Annotated in this window: 24 protein-coding genes and 1 tRNA gene; 17 read left to right on the top strand and 8 right to left on the bottom strand. The window is 50.0% G+C overall.

Translation table 11 applies throughout. From position 1 onward, the window contains the following. Window positions 1-263 precede the first annotated feature (263 nt). From ACJJIP_RS18665 to ACJJIP_RS18675, 3 genes are all read left to right on the top strand, one after another. Entirely contained in the window at window positions 264-2,186 is a 1,923-nt protein-coding gene (locus tag ACJJIP_RS18665; RefSeq protein WP_026304895.1) for a PrkA family serine protein kinase, read from the top strand. A 179-nt stretch (window positions 2,187-2,365) separates the two neighbouring features. Further along, window positions 2,366-3,649, top strand: a complete 1,284-nt coding sequence (locus ACJJIP_RS18670; protein ID WP_020411517.1) for a YeaH/YhbH family protein — start codon at window positions 2,366-2,368, stop codon at window positions 3,647-3,649. Beyond that, window positions 3,643-5,232 (top strand): SpoVR family protein, encoded by a 1,590-nt coding sequence (locus ACJJIP_RS18675; RefSeq protein ID WP_020411518.1) that lies wholly within the window; start codon window positions 3,643-3,645, stop codon window positions 5,230-5,232. The genes ACJJIP_RS18670 and ACJJIP_RS18675 overlap by 7 nt, the downstream gene beginning before the upstream one ends. Window positions 5,233-5,311: 79 nt before the next feature. Here ACJJIP_RS18675 and ACJJIP_RS18680 read toward each other — a convergent pair whose 3' ends face one another. Next, window positions 5,312-5,884: a helix-turn-helix domain-containing protein gene (locus tag ACJJIP_RS18680; protein WP_020411519.1), complete on the bottom strand. Its 573-nt coding sequence runs from the start codon at window positions 5,882-5,884 to the stop codon at window positions 5,312-5,314. 536 nt (window positions 5,885-6,420) lie between these two features. On the opposite strand from ACJJIP_RS18680, the gene ACJJIP_RS18685 reads away from it, so the two are divergent. From ACJJIP_RS18685 to ACJJIP_RS18705, 5 genes are all read left to right on the top strand, one after another. After that, window positions 6,421-7,641 carry a multifunctional CCA addition/repair protein gene (locus ACJJIP_RS18685; protein ID WP_026304896.1) on the top strand — a complete coding sequence of 407 codons (1,221 nt, stop codon included), beginning with the start codon at window positions 6,421-6,423 and terminating at the stop codon, window positions 7,639-7,641. 1 nt (window position 7,642) lies between these two features. Then, window positions 7,643-8,362, top strand: coding sequence for a pteridine reductase (locus ACJJIP_RS18690; protein ID WP_342664441.1), 720 nt, complete (start codon window positions 7,643-7,645; stop codon window positions 8,360-8,362). Window positions 8,363-8,438: 76 nt separating this feature from the next. Next, window positions 8,439-9,134, top strand: a complete 696-nt coding sequence (locus tag ACJJIP_RS18695; RefSeq protein WP_444945770.1) for a response regulator transcription factor — start codon at window positions 8,439-8,441, stop codon at window positions 9,132-9,134. Next, entirely contained in the window at window positions 9,118-10,365 is a 1,248-nt protein-coding gene (locus ACJJIP_RS18700) for a sensor histidine kinase (protein ID WP_282951781.1), read from the top strand. The genes ACJJIP_RS18695 and ACJJIP_RS18700 overlap by 17 nt, the downstream gene beginning before the upstream one ends. Window positions 10,366-10,576: 211 nt before the next feature. Next, entirely contained in the window at window positions 10,577-11,635 is a 1,059-nt protein-coding gene (locus ACJJIP_RS18705; protein ID WP_444945771.1) for a type 1 glutamine amidotransferase domain-containing protein, read from the top strand. Between the two features lie 21 nt (window positions 11,636-11,656). On the opposite strand, the gene ACJJIP_RS18710 is transcribed toward ACJJIP_RS18705, so the two are convergent. Next, entirely contained in the window at window positions 11,657-12,118 is a 462-nt protein-coding gene (locus tag ACJJIP_RS18710) for a winged helix-turn-helix transcriptional regulator (protein ID WP_026304897.1), read from the bottom strand. A 415-nt stretch (window positions 12,119-12,533) separates the two neighbouring features. Between ACJJIP_RS18710 and ACJJIP_RS18715 the strand changes: the two genes are divergently transcribed. Continuing rightward, complete coding sequence (locus ACJJIP_RS18715; protein WP_282951783.1) at window positions 12,534-13,646, top strand: NADH:flavin oxidoreductase; 1,113 nt, start codon at window positions 12,534-12,536, stop codon at window positions 13,644-13,646. A 70-nt stretch (window positions 13,647-13,716) separates the two neighbouring features. Here the strand turns inward: ACJJIP_RS18715 and folK are convergent, their stop codons facing one another. From folK to tsaD, 3 genes are read right to left on the bottom strand one after another with little or no spacing between them, the layout of a single operon-like run. Then, window positions 13,717-14,208: a 2-amino-4-hydroxy-6-hydroxymethyldihydropteridine diphosphokinase gene (gene folK, locus ACJJIP_RS18720; protein ID WP_282951784.1), complete on the bottom strand. Its 492-nt coding sequence runs from the start codon at window positions 14,206-14,208 to the stop codon at window positions 13,717-13,719. A gap of 2 nt (window positions 14,209-14,210) precedes the next feature. After that, window positions 14,211-14,600, bottom strand: a complete 390-nt coding sequence (folB, locus tag ACJJIP_RS18725) for a dihydroneopterin aldolase (RefSeq protein WP_020411528.1) — start codon at window positions 14,598-14,600, stop codon at window positions 14,211-14,213. 45 nt (window positions 14,601-14,645) lie between these two features. After that, entirely contained in the window at window positions 14,646-15,680 is a 1,035-nt protein-coding gene (gene tsaD / locus ACJJIP_RS18730; protein ID WP_020411529.1) for a tRNA (adenosine(37)-N6)-threonylcarbamoyltransferase complex transferase subunit TsaD, read from the bottom strand. A 173-nt stretch (window positions 15,681-15,853) separates the two neighbouring features. On the opposite strand from tsaD, the gene rpsU reads away from it, so the two are divergent. The 6 genes from rpsU to ACJJIP_RS18760 all read left to right on the top strand — a co-directional run bounded on the left by rpsU (window position 15,854) and on the right by ACJJIP_RS18760 (window position 21,664). Further along, window positions 15,854-16,069, top strand: a complete 216-nt coding sequence (rpsU, locus tag ACJJIP_RS18735) for a 30S ribosomal protein S21 (RefSeq protein ID WP_020411530.1) — start codon at window positions 15,854-15,856, stop codon at window positions 16,067-16,069. Window positions 16,070-16,268: 199 nt separating this feature from the next. After that, entirely contained in the window at window positions 16,269-16,715 is a 447-nt protein-coding gene (locus ACJJIP_RS18740; RefSeq protein ID WP_020411531.1) for a GatB/YqeY domain-containing protein, read from the top strand. A 19-nt stretch (window positions 16,716-16,734) separates the two neighbouring features. Next, window positions 16,735-18,711, top strand: a complete 1,977-nt coding sequence (gene dnaG / locus ACJJIP_RS18745; protein WP_444945772.1) for a DNA primase — start codon at window positions 16,735-16,737, stop codon at window positions 18,709-18,711. 195 nt (window positions 18,712-18,906) lie between these two features. Beyond that, entirely contained in the window at window positions 18,907-20,769 is a 1,863-nt protein-coding gene (gene rpoD / locus ACJJIP_RS18750; RefSeq protein ID WP_020411533.1) for an RNA polymerase sigma factor RpoD, read from the top strand. Window positions 20,770-20,860: 91 nt separating this feature from the next. Further along, on the top strand, window positions 20,861-21,280 hold the full coding sequence (locus ACJJIP_RS18755; protein ID WP_353377074.1) for a diacylglycerol kinase: 420 nt from the start codon (window positions 20,861-20,863) through the stop codon (window positions 21,278-21,280). A 307-nt stretch (window positions 21,281-21,587) separates the two neighbouring features. Beyond that, window positions 21,588-21,664 (top strand) — tRNA-Ile (locus ACJJIP_RS18760). Window positions 21,665-22,203: 539 nt separating this feature from the next. Here ACJJIP_RS18760 and ACJJIP_RS18765 read toward each other — a convergent pair. Continuing rightward, window positions 22,204-22,689 carry a hypothetical protein gene (locus ACJJIP_RS18765; protein WP_444945773.1) on the bottom strand — a complete coding sequence of 162 codons (486 nt, stop codon included), beginning with the start codon at window positions 22,687-22,689 and terminating at the stop codon, window positions 22,204-22,206. 612 nt (window positions 22,690-23,301) lie between these two features. Then, window positions 23,302-23,811: a hypothetical protein gene (locus ACJJIP_RS18770; protein ID WP_157533303.1), complete on the bottom strand. Its 510-nt coding sequence runs from the start codon at window positions 23,809-23,811 to the stop codon at window positions 23,302-23,304. 322 nt (window positions 23,812-24,133) lie between these two features. Here ACJJIP_RS18770 and ACJJIP_RS18775 point away from each other — a divergent pair, with 322 nt between their 5' ends. Further along, window positions 24,134-24,649: an SRPBCC family protein gene (locus tag ACJJIP_RS18775; RefSeq protein WP_444945774.1), complete on the top strand. Its 516-nt coding sequence runs from the start codon at window positions 24,134-24,136 to the stop codon at window positions 24,647-24,649. Then, on the top strand, window positions 24,649-25,662 hold the full coding sequence (locus ACJJIP_RS18780) for a zinc-dependent alcohol dehydrogenase family protein (protein ID WP_444945775.1): 1,014 nt from the start codon (window positions 24,649-24,651) through the stop codon (window positions 25,660-25,662). The genes ACJJIP_RS18775 and ACJJIP_RS18780 overlap by 1 nt, the downstream gene beginning before the upstream one ends. Before the next feature lie 339 nt (window positions 25,663-26,001). Here ACJJIP_RS18780 and ACJJIP_RS18785 read toward each other — a convergent pair whose 3' ends face one another. Further along, window positions 26,002-26,949 (bottom strand): GlxA family transcriptional regulator, encoded by a 948-nt coding sequence (locus ACJJIP_RS18785; RefSeq protein ID WP_444945776.1) that lies wholly within the window; start codon window positions 26,947-26,949, stop codon window positions 26,002-26,004. Between the last annotated feature and the right edge of the window lie 12 nt (window positions 26,950-26,961).

The following is a 26,961-nucleotide window of genomic DNA, read 5'->3' on the forward strand; positions in this document are numbered from 1 at the left end:
ACCGTGCCGTGATGAGACTGAAAGCTATGCTGGAATAGCTGGGGTCAGTTCCGTATACCCCAGGGAAGAACAAGGATAGTAACGGCAACAATCAATTGCGCTTTTGCCGAGCTTATCTCAGACAAGGCGATTGCTATGCCGCTTCACATATTGATCACCATATGTGTACAAGCGGTGCAACCTTAGAAACAACCAGTGCACTGACTCTAATTGATAAGCAGGACGCTGAGCTCTGCCCACTAGGCTACAGGGAGGTAAATACCGTGACAATTTTCAACCACTACCTGGAAAGGTATGAGTCAATCCAAGATGAGGAACTCAGCATCCAGGAGTATCTGGAGTTATGTAAAACTGATCGCAGCGCCTATGCATCTCCTGCAGAGCGAATGTTAATGGCAATTGGTGAGGCAGAATTAATAGATACCTCTCGCGACCCACGCTTATCTCGAATTTTCTGTAATAAAGTCATCAAGCGATACAAAGCATTCAGCGAATTTTATGGTATGGAAGAAGCCATAGAGCAGATTGTTTCTTTCTTTCGACATGCAGCCCAGGGCCTGGAAGAGAAAAAACAAATTCTTTATTTGCTTGGACCTGTAGGAGGAGGTAAATCGTCACTAGCTGAACGCTTAAAGGCCCTAATGGAACAGGTGCCAATTTACGCAATCAAGGGATCACCTGTATTTGAATCACCTTTGAGTTTATTCTCACCTAGCGAAGATGGTCGAATCCTGGAAGAGGACTATGGTATCGCCAGGCGATATGTCAATACCATTATGTCCCCATGGGCTGTTAAACGGTTGCATGAGTTCAAGGGAGATATCAGTAAATTTCGGGTAGTAAAAATTCGACCTTCTATCCTGGATCAAGTCGCAATATCCAAAACAGAGCCCGGAGACGAAAACAACCAAGACATATCCTCTCTGGTTGGCAAAATAGATATTCGCAAGCTCGAAGATTTTCCACAAAATGATCCCGATGCTTATAGCTTCTCAGGCAGCCTCTGTCGCGCCAACCAGGGATTGATGGAATTTGTTGAAATGTTCAAGGCGCCAATCAAGGTGCTTCACCCCTTGCTAACCGCCACCCAGGAGGGCAATTACAACAGCACCGAGGGACTCGGCTCTATACCTTTCAATGGCACAATCCTGGCACATTCCAATGAGTCCGAATGGCAATCATTTCGAAATAACCGCAATAATGAAGCTTTTCTAGATCGAATTTATATTGTCAAAGTGCCTTACTGTGTGAGAGTCCAGGAAGAAATCAAAATTTACCAAAAACTATTGGAAAACAGCTCTCTCTCTAAAGCGCCTTGTGCGCCGGATACTCTGAGAATGCTGGCACAATTTTCCGTGCTGTCCCGAATCAAAAATCCTGAGAACTCTAGTCTTTACTCCAAAATGCGGATTTATGATGGAGAAAACCTAAAGGACACCGACCCTAAGGCAAAGACTATTCAGGAATATCGGGACAACGCTGGCGTTGATGAGGGGATGAACGGCCTATCTACACGCTTTGCGTTCAAAATTCTCTCCAAGGTCTTCAACTTTGATGCAACGGAAGTTGCAGCCAACCCTGTTCACTTACTCTATGTATTGGAGCAGCAAATTGAACAAGAGCAATTCCCTCCAGAAATCCAGGAAACATATCTTGGATTCATCAAGGAGTACCTAGCTCCAAGATATGTCGAGTTTATTGGAAAAGAGATACAAACTGCCTACTTGGAATCCTACGCAGAATATGGCCAAAACTTGTTTGATCGCTATGTCACCTATGCTGACTTCTGGATTCAGGATCAGGAATACCGCGACCCTGAGACTGGCGAGATACTCGACCGAGGCGCGCTCAATGAGGAGTTGGAGAAAACGGAAAAACCCGCCGGAATATCTAACCCTAAGGATTTCCGTAACGAAATAGTCAACTTTGTATTGCGCGCAAGGGCGAATAATCAGGGAAAAAATCCTGACTGGAGATCCTATGAGAAATTACGTGCAGTTATTGAGAAGAAGATGTTCTCCAATACCGAGGATCTCCTGCCAGTAATTTCCTTCAATACTAAAGCTTCTGCAGATGACAAGCGTAAGCATGCGGATTTTGTTGCTCGAATGGTCGAGCGCGGATATACCGAGAAGCAAGTACGCTTATTGTCTGAATGGTATCTGCGTGTCCGTAAATCGCAGTGACCTCAAAGCACAGTGGGAGGGCTTTCCCCAAGGAAAGCTCACCTTTACACGGGGAACCAAGCCAGCTGGCCTTAACAAAATATCCGACAGTTACCCAGAACTAAGCGAGTCCACTAGGATATTTCTGAACAAATTCCAGGCCAATTGACCGGTGAGTTTATCCGCCCAAAGGCAGAAATATGAGCTATATCATCGACCGTCGCCTGAATGGAAAGAAGAAAAGCACGGTTAATCGTCAACGTTTCTTGAGGCGCTACAAAGCCCATATAAAGAAAGCTGTCGGAGACGCCATGAATAGCCGCTCCATCATGGACATGGACAAGGGCGAACGCATTAGTATCCCGACCAGGGATATCAGCGAACCACTATTCTCTCACGGTGCCGGTGGGCATATTGAACGGGTACTTCCAGGTAATAAAGAGTTCACTACTGGTGACCGAATCCCTCGCCAAAGCCAAAGAGGTGGTGATGGTGGCGGAGGTGGTGCCAGTGATAGTGGTGAGGGCGTAGATGAGTTTGTTTTCCAGATATCTCAAGAAGAGTTCCTCGATTTTATGTTTGAAGGGCTACAGCTGCCCAATATGATCAAGCGCCGACTGGCCGGTAATGAGTCCTTCCAGATAGTTCGTGCCGGCATCAGCAATGAAGGCACACCCGGCCGGCTCAATGTCATTCGCTCCCTGAGGGCTGCTCATGCACGCCGTATCGCTCTTACCAGTAATAAAAGGCGGGTACTACGTGAGCTGGAGCACTCCTTGGATATGGAGGAACGGAAAGATTCCGCCTTGCGTGATCAACGAAAGATAGAGGCAATTAAAAATGAAATCATCGAGTTGCGCCAGCGTATCAGTCGTGTGCCGTTCCTTGATGATTTTGACCTTAAATACAACTTACTAATTCGCCAGCCCAAGCCGCGCTCTAGGGCTGTCATGTTCTGCTTGATGGATGTTTCTGGCTCGATGAATCAAGCAACTAAGGATATGGCAAAGCGCTTCTTCCTATTACTTTATCTTTTTCTTCAGCGCAGTTATGAATATACCGAAGTCGTATTTATCCGCCATCACACCAGTGCCAAAGAAGTGGATGAAGAGGAGTTTTTTTATTCACGGGAGACTGGCGGAACTATAGTTTCCAGTGCGTTAAAATTAATGCGAAGAATCATGCGCGAACGCTATCCGGCTAGCGAATGGAATATTTATGGTGCCCAGGCTTCTGATGGTGACAACTGGAATGACGACTCCAGTACCTGCCATAGAATCCTGATTGATGACATCATGCCTCATGTTCAATATTACTCTTATGTAGAGATTACCCCACGAGATCACCAGGCCCTCTGGGAAGAATATGAAAGTGTTCGCGCACTATTCCCAAATCATTTTGCCATGGAACAAATTGTGGATGTCCAGGATATCTATCCGGTCTTTCGACAGTTGTTTAGCCAAAAGGTAACCGCTCGATGCTAGAAACATTTGCCAGCGGCAGCGACTCACAAAAATCTGATTCTTCTGGCCCTATTTCCACTTCTTCTGAATGGACCTTTGAACTGATCCAGGAGTATGACTGCGCCATTAGCGAGCTAGCGGAAGAGTTTGGTCTGGATACCTACCCCAATCAGATCGAAGTGATCAGCTCTGAGCAAATGATGGATGCCTATTCATCGGTAGGGATGCCAGTGGGGTATCACCACTGGTCTTTTGGCAAACAATTCATCAGCGTCGAAAATAATTACCAGCGCGGCCTTATGGGGTTAGCCTACGAAATTGTTATCAATTCCAACCCCTGCATTGCTTATCTCATGGAAGAAAACACCATGACGATGCAAGCATTGGTTATTGCCCATGCCTCCTACGGGCACAATTCTTTCTTCAAAGGCAATTACCTATTTCGCTCTTGGACAGATGCCGGCAGTATCATTGATTACTTAATTTTTGCCAAGAACTATATCTCCCGTTGTGAAGAGCGCTATGGCCTTGATGAGGTAGAGGCAGTACTCGACTCCTGTCATGCCTTAATGAATTATGGCGTAGATCGTTACAAGAGGCCTTATCCCATCTCTGCAATTGAAGAGGAGCGCCAGCAGCAAGAGCGCGAAGAATACCGGCAACGGCAACTCAATGATCTATGGCGGACTATCCCCAAACTTGGAGAAGGCACCGAGGAAACCCAGGAAAAACGCTTTCCAGAAGAGCCTCAGGAAAACATCCTTTACTTTATTGAAAAAAATGCACCACTTTTAGAAAACTGGCAGCGAGAGCTGGTGCGTATTGTCCGCAAGTTAGCCCAGTATTTTTATCCACAGCGCCAGACCCAGGTAATGAATGAGGGATGGGCTACTTTTTGGCATTACACTCTGCTAACAGAGCTATATCGGCGAGGTAGGGTGACCGAAGGCTTTATGATGGAATTTTTGCAAAGCCACACCAACGTAATTTACCAACCTGGCTTTGATAGCCCCCACTACAGTGGAATAAATCCTTACACTCTGGGGTTCAGTATTTTCAGTGACCTGAGGCGAATCTGTGAAAACCCTACTGATGAGGATCGTCGTTGGTTCCCCGATATCGCAGGAAGTAACTGGCGGGAAACATTGCAATTTGCCATGCGAGATTTCAAGGATGAGAGTTTTATCTTGCAGTTCCTCTCTCCGAAAGTAATGCGCGATATGAAGCTCTTCTGTATCAGCGACAACGACAAGGAGAATGAAATCGTTGTCAGCGCAATTCATGACGATAGCGGCTATCGACAACTAAGGGAGAATCTCGCAGGCCAATACAATCTGGGTAACCGAGAGCCCAATATCCAGGTTTTCTCAGTAGACACTCGCGGCGATCGCTCATTGACCTTACATCACACCCAGTACCAGCGCCGCCCTCTGGGTAAGGAAACTACTGAAGTGCTCAAGCACTTACACAGACTCTGGGGTTTTGATGTACACCTCAACAGCCTGAATGGTGATGAGGTTATGGCCAGCTTTCACTGCCCCGAGCAAGGTCGCGACCGCCAGGAGGGAGAAGAGGAGTCTATGTTAATCCCGAAACCTATTTAAGCGTTCAGCACGGGACTGCCTATAGGCAGGTCCCGCACAGAAGGGGTGGGAAACTAAGCCAGTCGCAGCTTGATATACTTTAGTCGTCAGCTTCCAGTAACAACTTCGCTTTAGCCGCCAGCTCTCCTCGCTCCTCGCGATTTGCCAACAAGGCATCGGCCCCCGCATCCAACCAACGAGCCTTATCCAGATCATCGTCAGAGGGCACAACCAGAATACGCAGGTTAGCGTACTCACTGCGGCTTCTCAAATAATCCAGAACCTGGAAGCCGCCATCGCCGACCAAACTCGCATCAATCACTAACAGAGTGGGTTTGGCATCAGCTAACAAAATACCAGCAGAGAAGCTATCACCTGCAACTTCGATCTCACAGCCTATATTCTTTAAGGCTTGGATTCCCGACGAGGTCAGTTCGGGGTCTGTAGTTACCAACAGTACCTTACGGCTGGGCACTGCTAGATCGTTTGGAACAGGCATGGAGTTATCACGTAGGAAACCAACGAAATCCTCCACACAAATACGATGGTCACCGCGACCTGGAAGTTTGTAAGCCTTGAGTTGCCCGCGCTCTATCCAGCGAATCACCGTACGGAAGTTGACGCCGCAATACCTGGCTGCTTCGCCGGTGGTTAGCACATGTAGTTCGCTCATATTATTTTTTCTCCCCAACAACTGCAGTCCTTGATGCTCAGATCAGCCTCTCACGCCCAGACCCCATCCCCCGAAGTCAGGCGCGAAATTATCCTGCCCAATAGAACCGCCCCTTTAAATTATGCTGTTTAATGCTGCAAAACCAGCCCGAAATTCGGTCCATGTAATTTATTAACGAACAGCGAAACAACCCCCTCAAAAAATACTAAAAGATATAGTTGACAGGTATGACAGGTCTCATAGAATGGCCATAGATTACGCGACACCTGACGTGTCGCCTGATCCTCTCCAGTGGGGTGGCCGGTAAGTCAGATACCCCACTTTTGGCAATTAGATGTTTGCTAAGCGAATACCCTAAGACCCTGGGCCCCCTTGTTTTTTCGGGGCCTTTTTTTTATCTTGCCAAAATCTCACTCCTACCTTCCCTGAAATTCCTGCCCAATATCCTGTTTAATGGGCAGTGCCGGAACCAATGGATTTATGGCAGTGCAACTCTTCACCGGGAAACCGGTTTCTCCAGCCTTGGAGCGATTCTATTGAAGACCTATCTCGTTGGTGGCGCAGTACGCGACAAATTACTTAAACGCCCTGTAACCGAGCACGACTGGGTGGTAGTTGGGGGTAGTCCAGAACAGATGTTGAATCTTGGATTCCATCCTGTAGGAAAAGATTTCCCCGTTTTTCTACACCCGGAGACCGGCGAGGAGTATGCACTCGCGCGAACAGAGCGTAAGAGCGGACGCGGCTACGGTGGCTTCTCCGTAAATACGGATGCCAGTATTACTCTTGAAGAGGACCTGCAACGCCGCGACCTTACTATCAACGCGATCGCTGAATCAGAGGATGGTGCCCTGATTGATCCTTACGGTGGGCAAGCCGATCTAGAAGCACGGCTACTTCGCCATGTATCCACAGCATTCGCCGAAGATCCGTTGCGCATCCTGCGTGTAGCCCGTTTTGCGGCGCGCTACCACCACCTTGGATTTACTGTTGCATCGGAGACAATGGCGCTTATGCGCCAAATGGTCGAGGCTGGAGAGGTTGAATATCTGGTAGCGGAGCGAATCTGGAAGGAAGTAAGCCGCGCCCTTACCGAGCCCGACCCCGATGTCTTCATTCAGGTACTGAGGGAGTGCGGCGCCCTGTCCATCCTGCTTCCTGAGCTGGAGAACCTGTTCGGTGTCCCCCAACCACCAGAGCATCACCCTGAAGTGGATACTGGTGAGCATGTTTTACTGGCACTTAACAACGCCCCTGCCGAGCTACCAGTACGATTCGCAGTCTTACTGCACGACTTAGGCAAGGGGTTAACTCCCGAAGAGATTCTCCCTAGCCACCACGGCCACGAATCCGCCGGCGTGCCCCTGGTAAAGGCCGTCTGTGAGCGCTGGCGTACCCCAAAAGACCTGACTGCACTGGCTATCGGGGTCTGTGAATACCACCTGCATTGCCACAGGGCCTTCGAATTGCGCCCACAGACCATTATGAAAATGATCCGCAGTCTGGATGCCTTGCGACGTCCCGAGCGATTTGAAAACTTTCTACGCGCCTGCGAGGCAGATGCCCGGGGTCGTGAGGGGCTGGAGAATAGAGATTATCCACAAGTGGACTTTTTACGTGCCGCTCGCGAAGCAGCATCGGCGGTAACTGCCGAGGAGTTGATTAAACAGGGCTACCAGGGTGCGAAGCTGGGGCAGGCACTGGACCGGGAGCGCATCAAGGCAATCGCCAAAATAAAGGATAATTACATTGCGTAATGTGTTGATTACCGGTGCTGCCGCACGCTTGGGCCGTGCTATTACCAAAGAGCTGCATAGAGATCACAGGGTTGTTATTCACTATCGCAACTCGGCTGATGCAGCCAAGGCCCTGGCAAACGAGCTGAACCGACTTCGCCCCAACTCTGCCATAGCGTTGCACAGTGAATTGAATAGCGCCGAAGCCTGTTCCAATCTGGCCCAGCGCGCACAAGAGGCCTGGGGCGGTATCGATGTTCTGGTCAACAATGCCTCAGCATTTCACCCCACACCTGTGGGAAAGGCGACCGAGGAGGACTGGGATCGACTGGTAGGCAGCAACCTCAAAGTCCCCTTCTTTCTCATTCAGGCCCTGAAAGAAACACTCAGCCAACAACAGGGCTGCGTTGTTAATATGGCGGATATCCACGCCGAGCGCCCGATGCCCGAGCACACTATTTACTGCGCCGCCAAGGCTGGGCTGGTAATGCTGACAAAAAGCCTCGCTCTGGAGCTGTCTCCCCAGGTCCGGGTCAATGCAGTCGCCCCCGGTGCCATTCTTTGGCCAGAGCAAGAGGCAACTAACGAAGCCAAGAAAGCACAGATCACCCAGCGTATTCCTTTGGCCCGAACCGGTGACCCCAGCGATATCGCCAAAACCGTGCGCTTCCTGGTCTGTGACGCCCCCTATATCAACGGCCAGATTATTGCTGTTGACGGCGGCCGCAACCTCAACATCTAGAGCGGGGCTTCACTTCAATTTCACCGACACTCTGTCAGAATGTTTGGCAACTTACTCTGCCACAAGAGGTTTGCCGGTGCCCTCACTGAAGATATTGTTGATTGAAGATAACCTCACTATCGCCCGCCAGATTGCCGAATTCCTACATGCTGAGGGCTGGCAGATAGATTACGCCCATCGGGGTCGCCAGGGTTTACAGCTGGCCCTGGAACAAATCTTCGACCTGATCATTCTCGACCTGGGCCTGCCGGATATAGACGGCTTGGAGGTCTGTGAAAAGATCAAGGCACAAGCGCCAGTTAACATGCCAATTCTGATGTTAACTGCCCGCGATGCTCTCGCAGATAAAGAACGCGGATTTGGTATCGGTGCCGATGACTACTTATGTAAGCCCTTCGAACCAAGGGAACTGATACTGAGATGCCGCGCCCTGGCACGTAGACACCAGCTGCATACCAGTGAAGAAATCAAGGTGGGTGATTTACAGATAAACCAGCGCCAGCAAACCGCCTACCGGGATAAACAACCTCTGCCCCTGACAACTATCGGTTTTCGCATTCTCACTATGCTCGCCCAGGCGTCGCCAGCACCAGTAAGCCGCTCGGCAATCATCCACCATATTTGGGGTGACGAACCCCCAGAAACAGACGCCTTAAAATCCCACATTTATAGTCTTCGCCAAACATTGGATAAGCCTTTCCTGGTTCCCATGTTGAAAACTATCACCAATCTCGGTTATCAGTTGGAAATTCCCAATGCGCGAAACCAGTAATTTACAGAGGAAGGTCTTCGCTATTTTTGGCAGTTTTACCCTGCTGCTATGTTTGGTGTTTTTTGCCATCTGTATGATGGTGGCCTATGTAATTGAAGACCATTTACTCGATAACTTATTGGTCGGGGAAGTCCGCTACCTCGAACAGCAGGCAAAACAGGCTAAAACAATCCCAGAGCCACGCCTACCCTATTTAACGCTATACACTGAAAGCAAAGTAATTCCTACTGAACTGCGCACTGCCCTACCTAGCCATGCAGAAAAGGCAGAATGGTTTAGTGATACGGAACATCACTTCCATCTGCGCAGAGTACATTTTCCGGGCAACGATTCCGCCGTTCTCGTAGCTGAAGTCAGTGAATTACTCACTGTTACGCGACAATCCTCGCAACTTCTCTGGCTCTTTGCCGGCGCCTGTATCTTGACCCTACTCTTAGCCCTCTATTGTGCTTATCGTATTTCCCGTAAAACCATCGCACCTGTAGTAACCCTGGCTAAAGCGGTTAAGCAGCAGAGAAACTGCGATTCTCAAATTTCCCTGCCCTATAACAATGAACAAGATGAAATCGGTTATCTCGCAAGCACGTTGCAAGATACACTTAACCAGCTCAAGCTGACATTGCGCAGGGAAACCGAGTTTACCCGGGATACGAGCCATGAGTTGCGCACCGGGCTAACCATTCTGAAAAGCACACTGGCTCTCAGTCAAAATCGGGAAATGACTAAAGCTGAGAAAAATGAGCTATTAGAAACTGTTGCCGGTATGGAAAAAACTGTTAAGACACTATTGGCCCTCGCCCGCTCAGAATCTCTACAGTCGGAAGATATCCCATTGCGTGCTTTACTGGAGGAGCGTCTTTTAGTTCAACACCAGGTAATTGTACAAAAGCAGTTTCATGTTGATTTAAAGTTAGGGCACAAAGTCAGAGTCCTGGCCAATCGACACCTGGTAAGTCTGCTAGTCGATAACTTAATCAGCAATGCATTACAGCACGCCTCCAACCCTAAATTGGTTATTACCTATAAGGGGAACACACTCTTTTTTGAGAACGCCACAGACAACCAATTAGATTTAGAAACCTCCCTCTTGCCCGGCCAAAAGAGGGAGGGCAGTGACGGTATAGGTCAAGGCCTTTTCCTGGCCAAGAGAATCTGTGAAGCCTTAAATTGGACCATCGCCGTCAAATGTCGAAAAAATATTTATCAGTGTGCTCTGTCTTTTACACAGTAATTTTCTAAGGTCCAGATTTTTACCGCAAAAACATACTGCGCTCGAGACGCACAGTGAATTGGCACCCATGCCTTATACGATCCCGAGTGCAGTTTATTCTTTCTTCCTATTTAGCAACTACCATCTCACCTGAATTTCACCTTCCACCCCTTATTCTCCTACGAACTCACTAGAAGATTTTCCGTCTGCTACCGCAATTTTGGAGATTAATATGTTGAAGAAAATTGTTATTTCCCTGGCACTGACTTTGTCGGTATTTTTTGGTTTTATTATTTGGATTAAGGGCCTAATTCCACCCCAAGAGCAGGACTTTTCCACTATGACGGTCAGTGATCTACCGTATTTACAACAATTACCCAGGGAAAGCCGAGGAAAAATCTTAGCTGTTGTCACCAGTACTGAAACGATGGGAGATAGTGGCAAGGCTACTGGTTATGAGTTAACGGAACTGGCACGCCCCTATTACATCTTTTCGGCCAACGGATTTATTGTCGATATTGCCAGTCCCAGAGGCGGCAAACCGCCTGCGGTGATCGATAAAGATGACCTTGGGCCTTTCGACTATGCCTTTCTCAATGACCCGGAGGCACAACAAAAGGTCAATAACAGTATTCCTATCGATCAGGTATCGGCAGAGGATTATCGGGCAGTATTTTTTGTCGGCGGTAAAGGCACCATGTTCGATTTCCCCGACAATCCCCATATCCAGTCCCTGGTGCGGGAAATCTATAGCAGCGGCAAAATTATCGGAGCGGTTTGCCACGGGCCAGCAGCCCTTGCCAATGTCACCCTGGATAATGGCGAGCCCTTGATCGCCGATCGGCAGATTAGTGCTTTTACTAACGAAGAGGAGCTTTTTCTTATTCCCGACGCCAAGCAACGATTTCCATTCCTGCTGGAGGATCGCTTACGTAAGCAAGGCGCGGTGTTCCAGGCTGGGCCCACTTACCTGGAACAAGTCAGCGTGGATGGCCAGCTTATTACCGGACAAAACCCCTGGTCCACCTGGCTGGCGGCTGAGAGTATGGTAAGGGCGATGGGGTATACCCCAGTTCCACGTCAAGTCACCCCGGTGGAGCAGACCGTCAAATTACTACTCACTTATGAGAAGCACGGCTTTACCGAGGCCGCAGAGAAATTACAGAAACTTCAAGAGAAAGGGGAAATAGACCAGCGCCTACTGGCCATGCACGGCGTTGTCTCTGCTATGCGCTGGGAGCCGGGCAGGGCTCTGGACATAATCAGACTGCTGTCCAAGAGCCAGGATTGATAGAGCCCCTCAAAAAGCCAGCTAGCCAGCCTGCTCTAGCGGCTGGCCATTTTCATCCACAAATAATACATCGCGAATACTGAGTTTTTGCCCTTGGGCATTCTGCACAACCATTTCAGGGATAGGTTCGCCGCTGTTTTTATCGACCAGATGCACGCCGTCTTTATTGCCATTCCAGCGCAGATTCCACTGGCGCAGGGCGATTACCACCGTAAACAGGTCGCGACCTTTTTCCGTTAAGCGGTACTCGTAGCGTGTGCCGTGCTCACCCGCATCAAAGCGCACCAGCACCTCGTTATCCACCAGACGGGATAACCGATCCACAAGGATATTCTTGGCGATTCCCAGGTTTCTTTGGAAGTCCACAAAACGACGGGTACCCAGCATCGCCTGCTTAATTATCAGCAGGGACCACCAGTCCCCCACCTCATTCAGGGCGCAAGCCAGGGAGCAATCAAGATCATCAAAGCGTTTACGTGACATATAGGGAGCCTCTGAATAACTCCGTGATACCTCTGGCATGCAGAGCGGTTCACAATCAAGGCGCGGCTTCGCAGGAATATCTAGACCTTTCAAGAAGTCGCAACGCGGAGTGTGAATCGCTCTGCAAGCCCCGAAGGGCGGGCCTTGAAGGCCACAGCTGCTGCGTTGCCGCTCTTGCCAAGGGCTAGGGCCATTCGCGGCGAGCTGCGCCTAACACCTGCAGCCTTCAAGGCCCGCAGAGGCATTACGGAGTTATTCAGAGGCTCCCTAGCCAGTATACCGGCAAAAGAGTTGCAATACGAAACCAGATATTGAACTCAACCTTAAAATAAGGTCTTATAACGCAACCGTTTTAATTGTGACCTAGTGGGACCAGTGAGTCCCAGTGTTGAATCGAGACATTCAGGAGAGAAATATGAGTGGTTCCCTGGACAACCTACTGCGTCCTTTCGAGCATAAATCCCTAAAGCTGCGCAACCGGGTCGCAATGGCCCCCATGACCCGCACTATGTCACCGGGCTATTCAGCCAATGACCAGGTGGCCGGCTATTACCGCCGCCGAGCTGAAGGTGAAGTGGGACTAATTATTACCGAAGGCACCTTCGTTAATCATAAAGCCGCAAACGGCTACGAGAATGTACCGGCAATCTACGGTGAAGCCGCTCTCGCCGGCTGGAAAAAAGTGGTAGACGAAGTACACGCTGCCGGTGGCCAGATTATCCCACAGTTGTGGCACGTAGGTTCCGTGCGCAAAGAGGGCATAGGCCCGGATAAATCAGTACCCGGCTACTCCCCCTCAGGCCTATTCAAACCTGGCAAGCCCAATGGCCAGGCGATGAGCAAAGAGGACATCCAGGAAGTTGTACAAGCTTTTGCGGACGCGGCGAAAGCAGCCAAGGAAATTGGGTTTGACGGTGTAGAGATTCACGGCGCCCACGGCTACCTGATCGACCAGTTTTTCTGGGAAGGTACCAACCAACGCGATGACGAGTACGGTGGCTCCATCGAAAATCGCACCCGCTTTGCAGTGGAAATTATCAAAGCGGTACGTGAAGCCGTAGGCGAAGATTTCGCCATAGTGCTGCGCTACTCCCAATGGAAGCAGCAGGATTACGAAGCCAAGTTGGCGCAAAACCCGGAAGAACTGAAACGCTTCCTGACACCGCTGGTTGAAGCTGGCGTTGATATTTTCCACGCTTCTTCAAGACGCTTCTGGGTGCCGGAGTTCGAGGGCTCTGATCTCAACCTGGCAGGCTGGACCAAGGAGCTGACTGGAAAACCGGTAATTTCCGTCGGCAGTGTCGGCCTCGACGATGATTTTATCGGCGGCAACAACCAGGGCATGGGCGGTACTGCCAACCCTACCGATCTAGGCGAACTGACCCGCCGTATGGACAACCAGGAGTTCGATCTGATTGCCGTTGGCCGTGCACTACTACAGGACCCACACTGGTTCGCCAAGGTACGTGAAGATCGCGCGGAGGAAATCACTCCGTTTACCAAAGAGGCGCTAATGAGCCTGAGTTAATTTTTACTGACAAAAAAAGCAGCCTCTAAAGGCTGCTTTTTTATCTACATTTTTTAAAATTTTTTTGGAATCACGGCCAAATAAATTCTACCGGCCACAATTTCTGCGAAGCCTGATCGTACTCATCCCAAAGCTGCCGGTAAGTCTTTTGCTCAACAGGGTGCGGTACTTCCGGTGCTATCTCTGCCAGAGGCTGCAAAACAAAGGCGTTTTTTACAATCTCACCCCGTGGCAATTTTACCCCGTCGACAATCCCGGTCAGGTGATCATAGGTGAGAATATCAATATCCAGGGTACGCGCGCTGAACTTGGGTCCGGAGCGCAAGCGGCCATTGGCATCTTCGATACCGCGCAAACAAAGAGCCAGCTGCCCTACCGGCAGGTTAGTTTGCAGCCCCACTACCAAGTTGTAAAAATTATCGCCCAGGAAACCCACCGCCTCACTCTCGAAGACCCGGGACACCTGTAATTCGCCAAACTGCCCGGCCAGGGCATCCAGAGCCGCGCGAATATGTTGCGCGCGATTGATATTACTGCCGAGGCTGAGATACACCTGAGCCACGTTTACACTCCCGCAGACATCGCTGCTGCACCTTTTGCTGGCCTTTCGCCACGCTCAATAATGACACCCACATCCCTGGACCCCCTGACCGCACCCGGCTTGGACAAACGCAGTCGCAGCCAGCTTACTGAAAACTCTTCCCTGACAATTGCCGCAGCCTGCTCCGCCATGGTCTCCACCAACAGGAACTCACTGCTTTCAATAAAGGCAATCAAGCGCTTGGCTACCGCCTTATAGTTAAGTGTGTACTCGATATTATCTGTGCGTGCCGCCTCACTGATATCGAAAGCCATCTCCAGATCGAGGCTGACGGTCTGGCGCACTTCCCGCTCCCAATCGTAAATACCAATAATGGTATTCACTTTTAAATCCCGTATATAAACAATATCCATTTATTGGCTCTTTTCTTTTTAACTGCCAGGCTGCTCCTGGGATTTTTAAAGTTCGGTCTTGGGCAATTCTGTCATAGGCCAGCGCGGGCGCACATCCACGGCTAAATCAGTCTGCTCCCCGACTTTTAAACGCAAACTACCGGCATAGGCAATCATGGCGCCGTTATCGGTACAAAATTCATGGCGCGGATAATAGACACTGGCACCGTCCTTGCTCAGACTTGTTTCCAGGCGCTCGCGCAGCTGTTTATTTGCGGAAACCCCACCGGCAATCACCAGGGTTTTATAACCGGAGGCCTTAATGGCGCGCCGACACTTAATCACCAGGGTATCCACTACGGCCTCTTGAAAGGCCGCAGCGATATCCGCGCAGGTTTGCTCATCCGGCAAGCCATCTTCGAGGGCGTGCTGGCGCACGGTAGTCAGAGTGAAGGTTTTAAGACCTGAAAAACTGAAGTCCAGCCCTGGCCGATCAGTCATGGGGCGCGGGAAGGTAAAGCGTTTGGAGTCACCTTTCTCCGCCAGGGCAGCCAAACGCGGGCCGCCGGGGTAATCCAGGTCGAGCATTTTAGCGGCCTTATCGAAGGCTTCACCGGCGGCATCATCCAGGGACTCCCCCATCAGTTCGTAGTCACCAAGACCACGCACTTCCACCAGCTGGGTGTGTCCGCCGGAAACCAGCAAGGCGACAAAAGGAAAGGCCGGAGGGTTTTCCTCCAACATGGGTGCTAATAGATGCCCTTCCATATGATGCACCGCCACCGCTGGAACATCCCAACCATATGCTAAGGAGCGGCCAGCACAGGCACCTACCATTAGGGCACCAACCAAACCAGGACCCGCGGTATAAGCTACGCCATCCAGGTCAGAGGGCTTGGTATTGGTCTTGGCCATTACCTGGCGCACCAGGGGTAGCAGCTTGCGCACATGATCGCGACTCGCCAGCTCCGGTACCACACCACCATAATCTGCATGCAGATCCACTTGGCTGAACAGGGCATGGCCTAGCAGGCCGGATTCTGAATCGTAGATAGCTACGCCAGTTTCATCGCAGGAAGTTTCTATACCGAGGACGCGCACTTGATCTCACACTCGTGACTGCTTCGAGGGGCCGTTATCATACTTGAAAATGGGGTTGCGATCCCGTAGGGGAGTGTTTAGAATTTGCGCCCTCGCTGTGAACCGGCCACCGGATGCAACTGCGAGAGCATTGCCGGAATGGCCGAGAGAAACGAATTTTAACAGGTATCCTAATGCCCTCTGTACGAATTAAAGACAACGAACCTTTCGATATCGCCCTGCGCCGCTTCAAGCGCTCCTGTGAAAAAGCAGGCGTACTGTCTGAAGTACGTCGTCGCGAGTTCTACGAGAAGCCCACCGCTGTTCGTAAGCGCAAAGCTGCTGCCGCTGTTAAGCGTCACGCTAAAAAGCTTCAGCGCGAAAATCGCAAGTTCCAGCGTCTCTACTAAGAGCCGCAGGCTGCATAAGCCTGTCGCAGCGAGACGGCCGGACGGGCTCAGCTCGTAGCGGAGCTATAAAGAACGGCGTGCGAGCCATACTCGCGCGCCGTTTTGCGTTTGGGCTAACGCATTTTCCCCCGCCTAGCAGACAAGCTATTCTAAGCACCCGAAACCAAAATTCATTGCCAACAATCCCGGAACACTCGTTATGAGCACTCTCAAGGAAACCCTGACCCAGGCCACCAAAGACGCAATGAAAGCGCGAGACAAAGAGCGCCTGGCTACCCTGCGCCTGATCAATGCCGAAGTTAAACGCGTTGAAGTCGACGAGCGCATCGACCTTGATGACGCCCGCATCCTCGCCCTGCTGGACAAGATGACCAAACAGCGTCGCGATTCCATCGCCCAGTACGAAAAGGCAGGCCGCGCCGAGTTGGCGGCAGTGGAGCAGGCTGAGATCGAGGTAATCCAGGAGTTCCTGCCCAAGCAGCTGACCGAGGCTGAAATCAACGAAATCGTCTCTTCCGCTGTGCAAGACACAGGCGCCAGCAGCATGGCTGATATGGGCAAGGTTATTGCCCAGGTTAAACCCCAGGTACAGGGCCGTGCAGATATGGGCGCAGTAAGTAAGCTGGTAAAAGCCCAACTGGGCTAATCCTCACACGGGAAGCACTATGCCCAGCAAGATCCCCCAGCATTTTATCGACGACCTGCTCGCCAGAGCAGATATTGTCGAGTTGGTGGACAGCCGGGTTAAATTGCGCAAAACCGGCAAAAACTACTCCGCCTGCTGCCCCTTTCACGATGAGAAAACTCCATCTTTTACCGTAAGTCCAGACAAGCAGTTCTATTACTGCTTTGGTTGCGGCGCCAACGGCAACGCCATTGGCTTTCTCATGGAGTACGACCGCCTCCCCTTCCCTGAGGCGGTAGAAAAACTCGCTGCAACCCGCGGCCTTGAGGTACCCCGGGAGCAACTCGCACCAGGGCAAGAGAAACGCCAAAAAGAGAGCCAGTCCCTCTACCAACTCACAGAGAAAGTCGCAGATTACTACCGCGAGCAACTTCGCAGCCACCCTACCGCCGGCAATGCCGTGGCTTATCTACGCAACCGCGGCCTTTCAGGGGAGATTGCCCGCGACTTCGGTATAGGCCTGGCGCCCCCGGGCTGGGATAACCTGCTCAACGCACTGGCCGATACTCCAGAAAAAGCGGACCAGCTGGAACTGGCGGGCCTGGCCATTCGCCGCCAGGATAGCGATGGCAATACTAAGCCCAACTCGCGCCACCATTATGATCGTTTCCGCAATCGTATTATTTTCCCAATCCGCGACCAGCGCGGACGCGCTATCGCCTTCGGTGGACGAGTACTGGGAGATGAGAAACCCAAGTACCTGAACTCCCCTGAAACCCCTATTTTCCACAAGAGCCGTGAGCTCTACGGCCTGTGGGAAGCACGTCAGGCCAATCGCAACCTTGAACGCCTGATTGTGGTAGAGGGCTATATGGATGTGGTGGCCCTGGCCCAGTTCGATATCCGTTGCGCCGTCGCCACCCTGGGGACCGCTTGTGGCGAAGACCATATCCAACTCGCCTTCCGCCACACCACAGAGCTGCTGTTCTGCTTTGACGGCGACCGCGCCGGCCGCACTGCCGCGCGACGTGCCCTTGAGTCTGCTCTGCCACAAATGCAGGATGGCCGCAGCCTTCGCTTCCTGTTGCTGCCGGAAGGTGAGGACCCAGACACCCTGGTGCGCCAGCTGGGCGGAGAGCGCTTTCAGCAGCTAATGGAGGAACAGGCCCTGCCACTGGAAGATTTTCTCTTTGACTTGCTCAGCGAGGATCTCAACCTACAAACCATGGACGGCCGCGCGCGCCTGTCCAAACTCGCCGCTCCTCTACTGGATTTGCTACCAGAAGGTGTTTACCGCCAACTGATGTTCCAACAACTCGCCTCACGCACAGGTCTCGACAAAGAGACTTTGCAGGAGGTTATCCAAGCGGAGAAAGCCCGCAACACCCAGGTACAGCACAGCCAACCTCAACAAACAACAGCCGAACAAGAACATAGGGCGCCGCTAGAGCCCAATCAGGACTCCCAGCATCGCACTCCGCCAGAGCCCTGGCCACGAGATCGCGCCCCCTATCTGGCGGAAGCCTCCCCACAGGAACCTGGTAACCTGCGACGCAGCGGGCAATACCGCCTGCCACCGGAACGTATGCTTATTGCCCTTCTGCTGCACCATCCACAACTTTCTGCACAAATAAAGGACCTGGAGCACTTCCGGACAAGTAGTGATCCCGATCTGGCACTCTTTGCACAGCTGGTAGAACTACTCAGGAACCGCCCCGAATATAACCTCAATCAGCTACTTGGCTATTGGCGCGCCCATCATGGTGCCGAATCCTGCGATACCCTGGCCCAGCTCGCCGCATCCCAGCTGGTCTCCAGTATTCGCCAGTTAGCACAAGGCAATAGCAACCTGGAATACGATCCACAAACTGAATTCAGCGACTGCCTGCAGCGCCTGAAACAAACCGCTGACAAGCAGCGTAAGCGTGATTTACTCGCCCAACTGAAAAGTGGCACCCAGCTCAGCCAGGAAGATCAGCTGGCGCTTTTGGCCAACTGGCGCAGAAAAGACAATTAATCTGCATTAACCCCTTGAAAACTGTGGGCTCAACACTATATTCACACACCCCGCCGGGCGGGAACGGGAACCCCAGCACCCTAAACTACGCACTAACGCCGTTACTTGACAGCTAGAGTGGTTATTGCTATTGCAAATACGCTATAATCCCGCGTCTTTGTCCCGTATTTTCATCCCCAGAATTCAGGGTTGTGCATGACCGACAAAACCCAGCAACAGACCTCCCGCATTAAGGAACTGATCGCCCGCGGTAAAGAGCAGGGCTATCTCACTTACGCGGAGGTAAACGACCACCTTCCGGAAGATATTTCCGACCCCGATCAGGTGGAAGACATTATTGGCATGATCAACGACATGGGTATCAAGGTGTTCGAAAGCGCACCAGATGCCGAAGAGTTGTTGATGGCTGAAGGCGACAGCTCCGCTGACGAGATCGCCGCAGCCGAAGCAGCAGCCGCACTGGCCGCCGTAGAATCCGATGTAGGCCGCACCACCGATCCGGTACGCATGTATATGCGCGAAATGGGCACCGTTGAGCTGCTCACGCGCGAGGGCGAAATCGCCATTGCCAAGCGCATCGAAGAGGGCCTGCGTGAGCTGATGGCCGCTCTCGCCTATTGGCCAGGTGCAGTACAACAGATCATTGATGAGTACGCGCTAATCGAAAAAGAAGAGCGCCGTGTTCCTGATGTCATTTCCGGCTGGCTCGACCCCGCCGAAGATGTACCACCTGGTGCTCAAGCTGGCCAAGCCGCGGAATCCCGTGAGACCAGCGATAGCGATGACGAATCTGCCGACGACGAGGATGACGACAGTACCTCAGAGGAAGAAGAGGAAAACGCCGGTGGCCTCGACCCAGAGGAACTGGCAGAGCGCATGAATGCGCTAATCACTGCTCAGAAAGTTGCAGACGAAGCCATTACCGCCCACGGACGCGACTCCAAGGAAGCAGGCGAAGCCCTCGAAGCCGTGGCTGAAGTCTTCCGCTACTTCAAACTGGCACCGCGCCAGTTCGATCCGCTCTACGGCGAAGTGCGCGATATTCTCGACAGTGTGCGCAGACAAGAGCGCATCACTATGAACCTGTGCATCAAGCGTGCACGCATGCCGCGTAAGACCTTTATCAAAGAGTTCCCCGGTAACGAAACCAATGAGGATTGGATCCCGGCGATCATCAAAAAGAAGCGCGACTACTCCGACGCCCTGCGCCATGTAGTGGACGATATAGTACGCGCCCAGCGTAAACTGGCCCAGTGCCAGGAACGCTCCGGACTGGACGTAGGCCAGATCAAAGAGATCAACCGCCGTATGTCCATTGGTGAGGCCCGCTCTCGCCGCGCCAAGAAGGAAATGGTGGAAGCCAACCTTCGCCTGGTGATTTCTATCGCCAAAAAGTACACCAACCGCGGCCTTCAGTTCTTGGATCTGATTCAGGAGGGCAACATCGGCCTGATGAAGGCTGTGGATAAGTTCGAATACCGTCGCGGTTATAAGTTCTCCACCTACGCCACCTGGTGGATTCGTCAGGCGATCACCCGCTCCATTGCTGACCAGGCACGTACCATCCGTATTCCAGTGCATATGATTGAGACTATTAATAAGCTCAACCGTATCAGCCGCCAGATGCTGCAGGAAATGGGGCGTGAACCCACTCCTGAAGAATTGGGCGAGCGTATGGAAATGCCGGAAGACAAGGTACGCAAAGTCCTCAAGATCGCTAAAGAGCCCATCTCCATGGAGACTCCCATCGGCGATGACGAAGACTCACACCTGGGTGACTTTATCGAAGACCAGAACCAGTCCTCCCCGGTGGACACCGCCACCCAGACCGGCCTGCACGATGCCACCCGCTCCGTGCTCTCCGGCCTGACCGCGCGTGAAGCCAAGGTACTGCGTATGCGCTTTGGTATTGACATGAACACTGACCACACTCTGGAAGAGGTGGGTAAGCAGTTCGATGTAACCCGTGAGCGTATCCGACAGATTGAGGCCAAGGCCCTGCGTAAGCTGCGACACCCGTCCCGATCGGAGCACCTGCGGAGCTTCCTCGACGAGTAAGCGCCAACTAAAAAGCCCGGTTTCGACCGGGCTTTTTTATGTGACACAATAAAGACCACCCTCAAGGGTCTACGGGTGGCAGGAGAGTAATATGCAAAAAGAAGTCGCCAGCAAACCGGAAAAGTCTGAAGGAGTCGCCAATAAGCCGGGCAAAAAAGGCCTTGCTCGACTGATCGCCGCCGCCAGATATTCGAGCGAAGGCCTCGCCGCCGCCTGGCGTAATGAGGAAGCCTTCCGTATGGAAATCATCCTCGTAATCTTCATTATCCCTCTCGCCATCTGGGTCGGAGATACACCGGCAGAGCGCGCCATACTAATCGCCGTAAGCTTGGTGGTACTGCCCCTTGAGCTAATCAACAGCGCCATTGAGGCTACCGTGGACCGCATAGGCCCAGAAAAACACCCTTTGGCCAAGATTGCCAAGGACACAGGCTCCGCCGCCGTAGCCGTGGCTCTTATTTCATGGCTGATTGTCTGGGGCTGCATAGTAATTCCCAAGCTGCCAATCTAACCGCGATCTGTGTAAAAGCTCGAAGAGAAAAGCGGGAAGCTTAACTTCCCGCCCCATCTAAACGGCAGTACCAGTTAAAACCCTAAAATCATACGGTCGTACTAATATAGAAAGCTGTAAATTCCAACTGCCTTACCATTGACACTAAAATACACCGCCAAGTATTTCGTATAAAAAATAAACGATAAAGTTTACGTTGGCAGGCAAAGGCTGCCGAGAGGAAATCTCTGCCACAAAGGCATTGATTTGAAAGGAAAAATCTTGTACTTTCCCCAACCGCTTGCAACGATCCCCGCAAGCAAAGTGTGGGCCCTTAGCTCAGTTGGTTAGAGCATCCGACTCATAATCGGCAGGTCCTGGGTTCGAGTCCCGGAGGGCCCACCACCTTTAAATCCCCCAGTGAACCCCATGTTGTTTCGATCAAAGCTTGTCCGCTTTGGCCAACTTTTGGTCCCATAGGATAGCTAAATTATCCACCGCATCTTGAGGCCCTGCCCTATTGAAACCATACAGTGTCCCTTGTGGCCAGGTTATATTCCATAGATAAGCAAAACTGACCGCAGACAAAACAGCAAAGCCCTCTCAAAAATCTCCACTCGCCTTCTCTTCCCAACATCTTCAGTCAGCCCACTACAATCCATACTTACGCTCGTTAGCTTTACATCCTCGGCCCACTTTTCTGGTGACCAATTAAAAACTACGCATAATTTAAAAAAAACCTAAGCTATTTTTAAATATCAGCCCTACAGAATTCAATTTTTATGGGCTAATAAATAGCGCATACTAGTAATTGAATAGACCCTCAATATCATCGCAAGTATTTGGAGGCACATTGCATATGGAATGAACACAAACTCATATATCAGTGAGTTAGAAAGTCAATTCGGCTGACGGAGGGACCATATTCCCCCAAAACTTAAAAGCTAATTTCTTAGCTCTTCCTCGCTTTGCCGCTTGGAAATACACTTTTTCAGAACAGTCGGATCACAATAATTTCCAGTATCTACAAAACGACTTCGAATAATTTGTGCCGTAACATCTCCCTTATTCCCTTCATCAAGCTCAATACCGTCAGCACCAACACGCGAAAAAAGTGAGTCAATAACAGTTGTATAGATACTGCCTTCGCCACATTCATCAATCCAAATACCATCACCATCAAAGGCTCCATACCCGACAGATTCTATCTTTACATTCGCCAAATGTGCAGATATAGACGCTGGTGAACCATCACCACCGCCACCCATGCCACCTCCACATTTATCGCGAAGAACACAGTCGGATATGTGAATACCATGATAAGCCGATCCGCTAACATGAACTTTTTCAAGAATAATATTTACAGTGCCCTTCTGACTCTCGCCTACCTTGAGATAAATACCTTTCCCACCAGGTTCAGCAAGATCCACTCTGTTCTCAATATGAAAACAACCAGGGCCTTCAAAATTCAGATTTGAGAGTGATAAATCAGCTTCCTCACTGATTCGTAAAAGGTCAACATTATTTTGAGTTATAATAATTTGTCCACATCATGGATAACCAAAGGCAATTTACCTGAGTACTCCAAAGGCTCCGCAATTCAAATATCACCGCCTGTTACAATGCTAATTATAGGAGGAGTCGAAAGTTTAGAGGCTATGGAAAGTACAGCGCGAAGAGAACCGGAACCAGAATCCCCTTAGATGTCACAACCAGAGGCTCGGCATAGGAGTTAAGTGATAGCAAACAACTAATTAAAAAATTCAAAAAACTATGCTGAAAGATTTTTAGAGCCACTCAATAGAAGAATTTTCTAAAATTCCTGTTAGATTATTACCCTGCCAAAAAACAATCTTAACATCATAAAAATGTACAGTCCGGCCAAACCATAATTCGAAAAGATAAATATAGGCTGTCATAAAATGACACTTATTTGCCTATCAAAGATATTTTAAGAAGTAAAATCTTAACGATCTAAAAAGCTTATATACCATGGCATTTTAAATGCTCAATACCGAATATCATATAAAAGAAAACCTGTACTACAGTGGAGCTACAGTAGTGCGAAATAACGGTTGATTATTCATCCATGGAATTTTTTCAGCAGCATGGCATTTCATACAGGCTGAACGACCATTAGAAAATCCCTGCCATGCCTTTTTGATATCTCTACTCTCAAATGAACCAAGCACATTACCGTATACCAAGTCCAAGAAAATAGCATCGGCATTGGCTTTGCGTGCGGGGCGCTTGAGATAGCCATTTTTAATAGCAGTTTTTATTTTTTCCCAGTGGTATATGGCAAGATCAAAATTCTCATCCTGTAAAGCCAAGAAAATGCTTTTGTATCGATATCCCACTTCCCACATTGAAGCAGAAAAACCACCAAGATAGTTTTGCAGCAAAATCAAGCGATCTTTCTCACTTTCTGCGTTTAACAACCAGTCTCGCTCATTACCAGTGTCGTAACTCTCAGAATATGCAAAATTTGTTACTGATAAACAAACTATCAGAGTCATCAGCAATTTATTCCCATTCAATATCTTCGTCATGAGCGATAACCAGTTAACCAGCGGTGTATGTCTGCTAAATACTTATAGCAGCTTGAAGCAGACAAGAACGCCAAATACTCTTTAATTAGTTAAACAATTGTTGGTTTTTGTAATTTTAACCCTCTGATCAAATTTATTGGGGGAACTCAAAACATCAATCAGATATAAGATTTGGCTATATAAGAAATTATAAATTAAATTTATATTTATCCGCCATTATAATTTTATGAACTCCCTAAAGTAGACCTGCAAGATTGAACGAGATGCCGGTAAACCCGCAGGGAATAAGTGAATGGCCGGTGTCAAAATCGAGAAAATCATAATGAGTGAAATTATTTGGCCCCAGGGCTTTGTTCCAGGATTTACCGATAATTATTGCTCTAATGAGCTAATTGTCGCCGGATTATCTACTGCGGATATATGGCCATTACTCAACACCCCATCGCTATGGCCCCGCTACTATGCGAACTCTGCCAATATCCAATTCCAGGATGGGCTGGGGCCTGAATTGAGAGAGGGTACGCGGTTTTCATTTGAAACTTTCGGCTTTCCGGTTGAAGCGCGCTGTGTAGAGTACCTTGCCCCGGTCAAAGGGCAGTCCGCGCGAGTAGCTTGGCATGGATGGGCTGGTGAAGGAGATGCTCGTCTAGATGTTCACCACACCTGGTTAATAGAAGATCTATCCGGCGACCGAGTACGTATCCTCACCCAGGAAACACAGAATGGTTTACCAGCCATTGAATTAGCGAAAACACGACCTAACCCTATGATTAACGGCCACCAAGATTGGCTAGAGGGCCTGAGAACAGAGGCACTTAAGATTAAAGGAAGAAAATAATGAAAGCACTGACACTAAAAGCACCTGGTGGACTGGATCACATATCTGTAAGCGATATGCAAGACCCAGGGGAGCCAGGCCCAAATCAAATTCGAGTTGCTATTGGCGCATCTTCACTTAACTACCATGACTTGCTTGTCGCCAACGGCAGTATACCCACGGAAGACGGCCGCATCCTGATGTCAGATGGCGCCGGCACAGTGGAAGCTGTTGGAGAAGGTGTGAGTGAATTTAAAGTTGGCGATTCTGTAGTTTCCTGTTTCTTTCCCCAGTGGCAAGCAGGGCCTGCATGCCACAACGTCTGGGGCTTCGGCAATACGCCGGGCGATGGTATTGATGGAATGGCTGCTCAGTATGTTGTTCGTAGCGCCAACGCATTTACCCTCGCACCTACAGGCTGGAGCCATGCAGAGTCCGCCACGATCACTACAGCCGGCCTCACTGCCTGGCGAGCCCTGGTGAGTGACGGCAAAGTGAAGCCAGGTGACACCCTATTAACCCTCGGCACCGGTGGCGTATCAATAGCAGTGATTCAAATTGCCAACATGCTAGGGGCTAAAGTGATCGTGACTTCGTCATCTGATGAGAAGCTGAAGCGGGCAAAAGCCTTGGGGGCGACTGAGGGTATCAACTATAGAACCCATGCCCAGTGGTCAGAAAAGGTATTGGAGTTAACCCATGGAAAAGGTGTCGACCATATTATTGAATTAGGCGGCCCTGCCACCTTGGAACAATCGATTCAATCAGTCAGGGTCGGTGGGCATATTTCACTGATTGGTGTTTTGACTGGGAGGCAGGGTGAAATTCCAACCGCCCTGCTGATGGGTAAACAAGCCCGTTTACAAGGGCTTGTTGTGGGAAATCGCTGTGAGCAACAAGACTATGTGGCCGCATTGGAAGCCAATAATATCCATCCGGTAATTGATAAAACCCTCCCCTTTACTGATCTGGCAAAGGCCTTCGAGCACCAGGCCAAAGGGTCACACTTTGGAAAAATCTGTGTAGAGTGGTAATTACTTTTAAAAAAAATTTTTACCTCCCGCAACAGGATTTTAAAACCCTGATGCGGGGATAAGCTAAAAACTCTCCACTAAATTTAAATAGAGAATTACTGACTTCACTTAACAAGGGGATAGATAACTATCCGAGTATCTATTAATTATGAGAATAAGCCAGGAAATGATTACGTCAGCTTCTCGGAAGATATTGTGTAGCTAAGACCCAGTAGAAATAAAAAGTTTCCTTTCGCTACGTTTTAAGCTGCTCTTACACATAACGGCGGAAACAGGAAATCCAGTGATCGCAGATCTAGTGGGTTATTTATTTTCCCAAATGCACAAAGAAATTTCTGTTTAACCATGATTTCTGCTGAAGTAGGAGGGAGATACGCCAAATTGGGCATAAAACGCACGACGAAAGCTATCATAACTAGCGAATCCGACGCGCAAAGCAACCTGTTCCAGGTTGAGACTTTCACAAGTAATAAGGTCCCTCGCGCGATTTAGACGTATCTGATTTAGATATTGGCTTGGTGTGCTCTGCAAATGGCGTTTAAATAAGCGAGTAAGCTGGCGCTCACTGATTGATATTCTCTCCGCCATGTCCGGAACACTGATAGATTTCTGGTAGTTCTCAGCCAACCACTCCAATAATGGGTTGAGACGCATACTATCGCCAGACTGTACCTGAAGCAGGTCTGAGTACTGGGCTTGACCTCCTCGACGCTGCAGGTATATGACAAGCTCCTTCGCCACACTCGCTGCAATCGTATTACCATGATCCCGACGAATAATCTCCAAGGCCAAATCGACACCGGACAAAACACCAGCGGAGGACCAAATCGCCCCACTTTCAATAAACAATGGATCTTGTTCTACCTGGTAATTAATGGCCTGCCGAGCCAGTTGCTGGCAATGACGCCAGTGTGTAGTAACTCTGTGGCTCTGCTCGGGGAAGATCTTAGCCAAAACAAAGGCACCGGTGCAAATACTCACAACCCTACTGGCACTATTTGCAATTAACCTTAGCGCATTGAGCTGCTTGGAGCTCAGCTCTAGTTGCCGCATGCCAATTCCACCACAGATAACGAAGTAGTCCAACTGAGGTAACTGATAAATATCGCCGTCTACAGTTAGAGACTGACCATAAGCGGTTTTGACATGGCCGGCCTCAAGGCCAATCAGGCTACAAATATAAGCCTCACTTACAAAGCTATTTACCTCCATAAATGCATCCAGGGGACCAAAAAGGTCTAAAGCTTGGAACCCATTAGCAATAAAAAAACCTATTCTCTTAGCCATAATGCCTCCTCC

This window comes from Microbulbifer variabilis, from assembly GCF_052467165.1.